Origin of the sequence: Mesorhizobium sp. M0571 (assembly GCF_040320985.1) — a bacterium.
Lineage (GTDB): Bacteria > Pseudomonadota > Alphaproteobacteria > Rhizobiales > Rhizobiaceae > Mesorhizobium.
Genome location: NZ_JAMYQT010000015.1, coordinates 162,533 through 171,658 on the forward strand (window position 1 = coordinate 162,533; position 9,126 = coordinate 171,658).

Genomic DNA, 9,126 nt, shown 5'->3' on the forward strand with positions numbered 1-9,126 from the left:
ACAGGCAAAGGCCCCGCCCGCCGGTGGCTAGTCTCCCACGCGCTGCAGCGTGCCGAGATGATTGTCGTCGAGAAAGTCGATGGTCATGGTTGACGCCTCGCCGTCTGGGCCGACTGCAAAGCTTACGGCCGAGGGCCTGTCCGGCGTCTCGGCATCAGGGAAAGTCACGAAGAGGTCGCGGTCGAAATGCTTCAATGAATAGGACCGCGCACCGGCGGGCCCGACCTTAAGGACAAGAGCGTCTCCTTCGCCCGACACAACCGCATCGCCGATGAAGTCGTTGAAGTAACGGCCTGCATAGGCACTGGCCGGCCCGGCCGGACTTGCCGGAGAGGGCGGACTTGCCGGAGAGGGCGGCGCGGCATAGGTGGCCTTGGCCGCCGCAACCACCGGGCCGAACATGCCTGCATAGATATCATTCCATGCCTTTACCTTATCCTTGCCCAGCGTTCCGTCGAAGACGAGATCGGCGAAGCTGTCGGACAGCCCCTCCGGCACGCCTGTCGGAAAGGCGTTGGCGATGACGACGATGCCAAGCTTCTCCTCGGGGAAGAGCATCACCAGGCTGCGTGCGCCGGCGCTGAAGGCGCCCGCATGACCCCAGATCAGCCCGTGCCGGCCGAATTCGACATTCCAGCCGAGGCCGTAGAAGGCCTCGCCTCGGGAGACGGGGTTCTTGCCGCGAGCCGTCAGAGGAACATGCATCTGGTCCAGCGCATCGGCCTTAATGAGCGTCTGGCCGGCGTAGATGCCGTTGCCGAGCACAAGGCGCATCCATTGCGAGAGATCGCGTGCGGTGGAGCTGACGCCGCCTGCTGGCGCCTGCGCATCCGGATAGCGCTGGACCTTCGCTGCCCAGGCGCCATCGATTTTGGCGTGGAGCTCGGCGCGATTCGCGTGCTTGATGAAGTCCGAATGACGCGAGCTGGTCGAGGCCATTCCAAGCGGACGGTAGAGCTTCTCTTCGGCGACCTCTTCCCACGGCTTGCCCGTCGGCTTCGCGGCAGCGACTGCACCCTCGGTCAGTCCGAAATTACTGTAGGAATAGCCGGCACGAAAGCTCGATGACGGCGGCACGAACCGCAGGCGACGCAGGATCTCCGCACGATCATAGCCAATGTCCTCGAGGTCGTCGCCCGCGGTGCCGGGAAGTCCGCTGCGGTGCGCGAACAGATCGCGGACGGTGAGTTCGCTGGTCGGATAGGGCGCGGCGAGCCTGAAGGCCGGATCGAGGTCGGCGATCTTCGAATCCCACGAAGCAATTCCCTCGCTGACCAGCGCCGCCACGACGGTGGCGGAGACCGGTTTGGAGAGGGAGGCGATCTGGAACACCGTGTCGGCATCGACGGCCCCCGGCTTGCCGGCCTCGCGATGCCCGAACCCCTTGAGGAAGATCACCTCATCGCCATGCACGACCCCGATGGCGAGACCGGGTACGGCACCATCCGCGACGGCGCCTTCGGCGAGTAATTCGAGCTTCGCAAGGGCCGCGGCGATCCTGTCGGGTGGGATGGTATCGGCCGACGCCGCTTTCGGCGAAAGCACCATGACGATGATGAAGGCCAACATCCTCCAACGATGCAGATTCCGATCCAGCCGCATGCTCCAGCCTCCTCCATGTCGCCCGCATACACTATTGCAGCCTGACGCAGGGGAGGCCAGCCCTCACGAACGATCCGCCTCCATCAATGAATGTCCGATTCACACCAGTCGAAATTTAAACGGCCGCGCCTGAGCTACGATGCAGCGCGCAGGCGAAGGCGCCGCCTGCTGGCGCGGGCCTTCTCCGCCACCGTAGCGGTGATCTCGACCACGCCGTCTTCACGCGGTCTGGCGTTGGTGACCTTGTGGAGCCGCTCATAGGGCAACAGTTCCTTGACCCGGGCTTGAAGGGACGCGACTTCGGCTCGCAGATCCTCGCATTCCTGCCGCTGGACGTCGAACTGTATCTGTTCGGATGCCTGCTGCAGGGAAAGCTGCGAAAAATTCGCGCTGACCGCGGAAAGGTTCATCTTGTCGTGTTCGCTCTCCTTCATGAGAGCAGACAATTTTTCCTCGGCAATTTGCTTTTCGGCTACCGCGTCGCTCGCTTGAGCCTTGAGCCTGGCGATCTCGGTGACGGCTTCGCTGTTGTGGTTCGAGGCAAGCTCCAGTCGCGATCGAAGATCCTCGATTTCAGAACGCAAGCCGGTCATCTCCGCGACACCGCGTGCAAGCTCGGCTTCCCTGTCACCGTCCCTGATGCGGGCCGCTTCCGTCATTTCCGACAGCTTCGTCTGCGCCATATCGAGCGATTTCTGCAGCCGCATTTCCTCTTTCTCGCTCTTGCCAAGCGCGGCCAGCAGTTCCGAGACTTGCGCGGCGTCATTGGCATGGACAGTCGAGAGTTCGTCCAGCCTGTGCCGCGCCTCAGCCTCCCGTTTTTGCGCCTTGTCGAGGTCGATCGACAGGCTGACATGTTTCTCCCGCAGCGTCTCGTTCTCGCGCGAGCGTCTGTTGGCCTCGACCGCTCTGGCCGAGAGCGTTTTGACAAGCTCGCCGAACTCGGCTTCGCGTTTTGCGCTCGCATTGCCTGCCACGACGAGTTCCAGCCTGGCTGCAGCCAGCGCACCGCGAAGTGCTTCCTTGTCCTCGACCAGGCTCGCCTCGTGCTGCTGCAGGGCCTCGATAGCGCTGTCGCGCTCGCGTTGCTTTCTGGTTGCGTCGTGGAGCTGTTCGGACAGCACTCTTTGTTGCGCGGTCAGGCTGGTATTTGCCAGCTCCATTTCGTTGGCGCGAAGAATGTCGCCGTGGAGGAGCTTCAGGAATTCGCCTGTCAGATGATGCGAGGTCGCGATCTCCGACAGTTTCGCATTGATTTCCCCCAGATATTCCTGCGCGTCGTGAAAGAGCCCATCGACCGCACTTAGTGCAGCCAGCCGGGTTTGCGTATGGGGAGTCAACCGTCGCGCGGTCTCGAAAGCGTCCGCATTGTCCTCGAGTTGCGAGCTGTCATCCATTGCCGCGAGATTCTCATCCGACACAGTGAGGTTGTTCAACGGCGACTGATCGTCCACGTTGAGACATTCGCTAAACGCATCCGCCAAATCGGTTTCGAGCTCCTTGAACGCTCTCTCCACAGTCTCGGCACGCTTGATCAAACCTTTGAAATTCATGACCGAATATCCCTCTCGTGCAGCGCCGTTAGTGAGCGAACTTTCAACACTTGATCCTCGCCTCCCCCGAATACGGGTTTATCCCCCTGCCCGTGCGCGCTGGCCGCGTGAAATGACGGACTGTTGGCCCCGCTGCCGTGGTCCGGTCTCCTGCGCGCAGGAGGCCGACGCCACGCTAGGGAGAGGCTTGGCTACTGTCCTCGTGTGTTTGAATGACGCAAGGCCGTGTTCTGCCGCGCTCCGCACCTGAACCGTTGGCACCGCTGGCAAAATGCTAACCTCCGTTTCACCCGAAACGGCGCGAAACGGATATGAAGCAGCGCAAGCCTGACGAATGCCTGGCGATTGCCTGGCGATGGTTGTAACGACGCACCGGCAGCCTCGGTCGTCCGCGGCAGCTACCAAGTCACGGCCTCATACGACGCGTGTCACTGCCGGAAAGCCTGATCCAATAAATGATTGTGTTGAATACGTTTCACTGATTAGCTGCTCTGCATAAACCAGGGACAAAATCGACAAATGTTGTCCCGGGAGGACCGCGATGCCGGTGCTTGAGGTTCGCAACGTTTCCAAGAATTTCGGAGCTATCCAGGCCCTGACCGACGTCAGCTTCCAGGTGGAGCGAGGCGAAGTCGTGGGTCTGATGGGGGATAACGGCGCCGGCAAGTCGACGATAGTCAAGACCGTGGCCGGGAATTTTCCGCCGAGCGACGGCGAAATTGTCGTGGACGGCGAGGTTTGCCACTTCCACCAACCCGTCCAGGCCCGCGCCAAGGGGATCGAAGTCGTTTATCAGGACCTGGCGCTCGCCGATAATTTGACGGCCGCGCAGAACGTCTTTCTGGGCCGCGAGATCAAGAAAGGCTTCTGGCCGATCAGGATTCTTGACAAGCAGGCAATGATCGACCGCTCGGCAGCGCTGTTCAAGGAACTCAAGTCAGAAACCCGGCCGCGCGACCTTGTCAGGAAGATGTCGGGTGGGCAGCGCCAAGCGGTCGCCATCGCGCGGACCCGGCTTTCGAACGCCAAGCTGGTGTTGATGGATGAACCGACGGCTGCCATTTCCGTACGCCAGGTGGCGGAAGTACTCGAATTGATCCGACGCCTCAAGGCGCAAGGAGTTGGCGTCATGTTGATCAGCCACCGAATGCCTGACGTTTTCGCCGTCGCAGATCGTATCATCGTGCTCAGGCGAGGCTCGAAGGTGGCTGACAAGGACGCCGGCAACACCTCGCCCGAGGAAATCACCGGACTGATAACGGGGGCTATCCGTGGCGAATAGTGCTCGGGAGTCAGTTAGTGTTAGGGAGTCAGTCGGGGAAACCGGCCGGCCGGCCATGTCGGACTTCGTCTCGACCAAGGAACAGACGGCTCTCCAACGTGTGTTTTCGAGTCAGCCCTTCTGGGTGACGATCGCGCTCATCGCTCTCGTCATTTTGATGACAGCCATGGAACCGAGCTTCGGCACCTCCGAAAACGTCGCCAATGTGACGCGCAACTTCGCACCTTTCGGCATCATGGCCCTCGGCATGACGATCGTGATCATCACCGGTGGCATCGATCTGTCGGTCGGCTCGATCATGGGCCTGGTGGTCATCGTCGCCGGTCTGTTCCTCACTTGGCATTATCCCTGGTACGTCGCCTTCGCCATGGGCCTTTTCTCCGGTCTGGCCTGCGGCGCGGTCAACGGATTCTTTGTCGCCTATGTCGGAATGCCGTCCTTTGTGGTCACCCTCGGAATGCTGTCCGTCGCGCGCTCGCTGGCGGTGGTATTCTCGGCCAACCAGATGCTCTACCAGTTCGGGCCCGATGCTCCAATCGTGAAGGCGATCGGTCAGGCGAAATGGCCGCGGCATGGACCCGAGGATTGGGCACCGCACTGGATACCAGAACTGTCATCGCAGTTCTGGACCATGGTGATCCTGGCCCTGATTGTCGGCTTCGTGTTCAATTTTACTGCCTGGGCTCGGCATCTCTTCGCCATCGGCGGAAATGAGGAGGCGGCACGGCTCACCGGCGTTCCGGTCAATTGGATTAAATTCCAGGCCTATCTCTTCTCGGCTTTCACTGCCTCGCTCGCCTCGCTCCTGCTCCTCGGCTACAACGGCTCGGCCATCAATGCCATGGGCCAAGGCTATGAGCTGCGCGTGATCGCCGCGACAGTCATTGGCGGCGCCAGCCTCATGGGCGGCGCCGGCACGGCCTTCGGTGCGATCATCGGTTCGGCGTTCCTCGAGGTGATCAGGAATGCGCTGCTGATGGCCGGCATCGATTCAAATTGGCAGGGTGCCTTTGTCGGCGCCTTCATCGTTCTTGCGGTTCTTTTGGGCATGCAAACCGGCGGCAAATCGATTCTCGCCGCGTCGCTGGCAGTCTTGATGCCCAAAAAACGCCGCTAGAAACCCGCCGGCGGGAGGCCGGCGGGATCACACTCAGGAGGAGAACGTCACATGAAAAAACATCTGCTGACGGCCGCCGTGGCGCTTGGCGCAATGGTGCTCGCCGTTTCCGGCGCCCAGGCGAAATACACCTTCGCCCTGGTGCCGAAGAACATGAACAATCCTTTCTTCGACCAGGCACGCGATGGCTGCAAGAAGGCCGAAGCCGAATCCAATGGCGCCGTGGAGTGCATGTATATTGGCCCCGGCGAGCATGGCGGCGGCGACGAGCAGGTACAGATCGTGCAGGATCTCGTGGCCAAGAAGGTGGACGGCATCGCCGTATCGCCATCGAACGCCGCGGCGATGGCGGTTGCGCTGCAGGCCGCCAAGGAAGCCGGCATCCCGGTCCTCACCTGGGATTCCGATCTCCTTCCCGAGAACAAAGATCTTCGCGTCGCCTATATCGGCACGCACAATTATGAGATCGGCGTGAACCTTGCCAAGCTTGCCATGCAGATCAAGCCCAAAGGCGGCACGATCTGCATCCAGTCGGGCGGCGCGGCGGCGGCCAACCACAATGAACGCATGCAGGGCATTCGCGATACGCTTTCGGGCACCAAATCGGCAGCCTCGCCCGGGGACCGACTGACGGGCCAGAACGGTTGGACTGAAATCGAAGGCTGTCCGCTCTACACCAACGATGATTTTCCGCTTTCGGTGCAGCAGTTCGAGGACATCATGGCGAAAAACCCGAACCTCGACGCGTTCATCCCGACCGGCGGCTTCCCGCAATTCATCCCCGATGCCAACCGCGCCGCGGTCGGACCGTACAAGGACAAGATCGCCTCGAAAGCCCTCGCCCTCGTCGTCGCCGACACGCTTCCCGTTCAGATCGACCAGATGAAGGAAGGTTTCTCCCTTGGCCAGGTCGGCCAGCGGCCGTTCGAGATGGGCTATAAGACGATGATGGCGCTAAAGGACATGAAGGACGGCAAGGCTCCACCGGCCGACCCGACCTACACGGGCCTCGACGTTTGCACTCCGGAGACAGCGGATACCTGCGTCGCCAAATAGTGCTTTCGGGCGGGAGGAAACTCCCGCCCTTTTCACAAGAGTATCTCAATGTCGGAATTGTTCTCGCTCAAGGGCCGTGTCGCATTGGTCACGGGTGCTTCGCGTGGTCTCGGCTTCGCCATGGCCAAGGCACTTGCGGAAAACGGCGCGACGGTGATCGTCAATGCCCGCGACATGGGCGCCCTCTCCGCAGCGGCCGAAAGCATAGGTGCCGAAGCGCTGCCGTTCGATGTCACAGACGCTGCGATCTCAAGAGCGTCGCTCGAAGGAATCGTCGAACGCCACGGCCGCCTCGATATTCTGGTCAACAACGCTGGCATCCAGCATCGGAGACAGTTGACCGAATGGGAGGACGAGGATTTCGACCGTGTGATTGCCGTCAATCTTTCGGCATGCTTCCGCATGATGCGCGACGCGGTGCGGCTAATGCTGCCAAACAAATTCGGGCGTATAATAAACACCGGATCGGTTGCAGCGATCCTTGGCCGTCCCACCATTCACGCCTATGTGGCGGCAAAGGCGGGCCTGCATGGACTGACACGCTCCACTGCCGCTGAGATGGGCCGTCACGGCATCACCATCAACGCGATCGCCCCCGGCTATTTCGCTACCGAGCTCAATACCGCACTTACAAACGACGAGGCCTTTACCAAATGGGTAGAGGCACGAACCCCCGCAGGCCGCTGGGCCCAGCCTGAGGAACTCGGCGGGGCCGTGGTGTTTCTCGCCTCCGACGCTGCCGCCTACGTCAACGGACATGTGCTGGCCGTTGACGGTGGGCTATCGGTTTCCTTGTGACCGGCGAACCGCCTTTCAGGAAATTTCAACCGGGCGACAACTGTGCAGGCAGGGCGTGCCTGCTGGCCGCGTGAAACGACGAGCTGCTGAATCTGCTGCCGTGGCCCAGTCCCCTGCGTGCATGAGGCCGGCGCCACGCGTTTGAACGAGCGCCGTTCGACAGCCACCGACGGTTCGATTCGCAGCGCGCTATTTCGAAGTTTGACCGCATGGATGCTTGATGCCGCCAATATTTCATTCCACACACCGGTTACGATGAAGGACGACATATGGGATCAGCGCCGGGTATTCAGGTGGGCCTTGCCTGCCTCCCTTGTCCTGCATTTGCTCGCCGCCGCGCTTCTTTTATCCGCACTGCCGGTATCGCCCTCGCAGCCGCAGAAGGAGCAGGCCATCGGGGTGGATCTGGTGCCGCCACCCAAACCATCGGAGAAGGCCAAGGTCGAACCTCCGCCCCTCGCGGAACCGCCCAAGCCCGAAAAGCCGCGGGAAGCAAAGACGCCGGCGCCGACGAGCAAAGATGCTGCCCGGAATGCACCTCAGAGGCCTGTCTTCCAATTCCGCGAGAAGGACGCCGGTCCTCGCAAGTCTCTGGACGGCAACAGTGCGGAGGATGGTTCGCAACAACCGACGGCGCCGCAAGATCCCAATAAACAGGACCTTGCACAGGCGCCGGACGTGACCGCGGTCGACGATAAAGACCCGGCTCCGTCGCCTGGCGCATCCGCGCCGGCTAAGCCGAAGCCAGCGGACGTCACCAAAGGGCAAAAGCTCTTGAAGCTTCAGCAAGCCAAGACGTTGTTCTCGGAAGCAGCAACCGGTGATCCGATAGCGACAATCGCAATGGCTGCTTTGCCGCGCGGCGAACGGGTCGGGCAGCTCTGCGCCACGGAACTCGGCGGGCAGTTGCTCCACGCCTCGCCCCCCTATTTTTTTGACAGCATTCCCAAGTATCGGTTGAAGGAGGGCACGGTCCTTAACGTCGCCAGTGCACCCTTTCCCGTCAACGGGCAGTGGTACGACCTGAGCTTTCGTTGCGAGGTCGATCCGGACGCGACGAAAGTCATTTCCTTCGGCTTCCGTGTCGGAGATCCGGTGCCGCGCAGCGAATTGAAACGTCGCGGGCTGCCGGCCGAATAACTAGCTGAGGCTAATCGAGGCCGACGCGGGGACATCAATCCGCGAAGCAACCCGGCATCCGTAAGTTAGCTTTCGCCAACGGCCGCCCCAAGGTGGGACGAATGCTCGCCCGCCTTGGCAATCGCTGTGTCGAGGTTTAGCTTATGCTAAGGGAGGGTTCGATGACTTCAAGTTTCAATGTTCACCATGCTGCCGGCTATGAGCAGCTCATGGGCCGCTGGAGCCAAAGACTCGCGCCGCTGTTCATCGACTTCGTGGGGCTTGCCGACGGCGAAAGATCCTCGACGTCGGATGCGGCACCGGCAGTCTGACCTTCGCGCTCGTCAAGGCCGCTGACCTCGGTGAGGTCGCGGCGATCGACTTTTCGGCCGTTTTCGTCGAGGAGGCAATCCGGCGCAACACCGATCCGCGGATAAAAATCCGTCAGGCGGATGCCTGCGCCCTGCACTTTGAGGATGGCGCGTTCGACCGTGCCCTAGCCTGAATATCTCAAGGTAAGGGGTGCATCGGCCCCAAGAATCTGAGAAACTTCTTTTGTGACAAAGAGTTACCAGATTCAGGAACGGGGTCCGATGCAC

General features: G+C 61.2%; 7 protein-coding genes and 1 pseudogene. 6 read left to right on the forward strand and 2 right to left on the reverse strand.

The genetic code is table 11. From position 1 onward, the window contains the following. Positions 1 to 27: 27 nt before the first annotated feature. Both NKI85_RS19470 and NKI85_RS19475 read right to left on the reverse strand, forming a co-directional pair. Positions 28 to 1,602: a serine hydrolase gene (locus tag NKI85_RS19470; RefSeq protein WP_352777498.1), complete on the reverse strand. Its 1,575-nt coding sequence runs from the start codon at positions 1,600 to 1,602 to the stop codon at positions 28 to 30. 134 nt (positions 1,603 to 1,736) lie between these two features. Next, positions 1,737 to 3,155, reverse strand: a complete 1,419-nt coding sequence (locus NKI85_RS19475; protein WP_352523966.1) for a coiled-coil domain-containing protein — start codon at positions 3,153 to 3,155, stop codon at positions 1,737 to 1,739. 541 nt (positions 3,156 to 3,696) lie between these two features. On the opposite strand from NKI85_RS19475, the gene NKI85_RS19480 reads away from it, so the two are divergent. The 6 genes and pseudogenes from NKI85_RS19480 to NKI85_RS19505 all read left to right on the forward strand — a co-directional run. Continuing rightward, the gene (locus NKI85_RS19480) at positions 3,697 to 4,437 is read left to right on the forward strand and encodes an ATP-binding cassette domain-containing protein (RefSeq protein WP_352523965.1); all 741 of its coding nucleotides are present in this window, start codon (positions 3,697 to 3,699) and stop codon (positions 4,435 to 4,437) included. 55 nt (positions 4,438 to 4,492) lie between these two features. After that, positions 4,493 to 5,554, forward strand: a complete 1,062-nt coding sequence (locus tag NKI85_RS19485) for an ABC transporter permease (protein WP_352523964.1) — start codon at positions 4,493 to 4,495, stop codon at positions 5,552 to 5,554. A gap of 51 nt (positions 5,555 to 5,605) precedes the next feature. Then, complete coding sequence (locus NKI85_RS19490; protein WP_352523962.1) at positions 5,606 to 6,610, forward strand: sugar-binding protein; 1,005 nt, start codon at positions 5,606 to 5,608, stop codon at positions 6,608 to 6,610. Between the two features lie 48 nt (positions 6,611 to 6,658). Continuing rightward, entirely contained in the window at positions 6,659 to 7,408 is a 750-nt protein-coding gene (locus NKI85_RS19495; RefSeq protein WP_352523960.1) for a glucose 1-dehydrogenase, read from the forward strand. A 141-nt stretch (positions 7,409 to 7,549) separates the two neighbouring features. Then, positions 7,550 to 8,548 carry a DUF930 domain-containing protein gene (locus NKI85_RS19500; protein ID WP_352777504.1) on the forward strand — a complete coding sequence of 333 codons (999 nt, stop codon included), beginning with the start codon at positions 7,550 to 7,552 and terminating at the stop codon, positions 8,546 to 8,548. 161 nt (positions 8,549 to 8,709) lie between these two features. Continuing rightward, positions 8,710 to 9,029: pseudogene (locus NKI85_RS19505) on the forward strand (class I SAM-dependent methyltransferase); the annotation flags it as partial. Between the last annotated feature and the right edge of the window lie 97 nt (positions 9,030 to 9,126).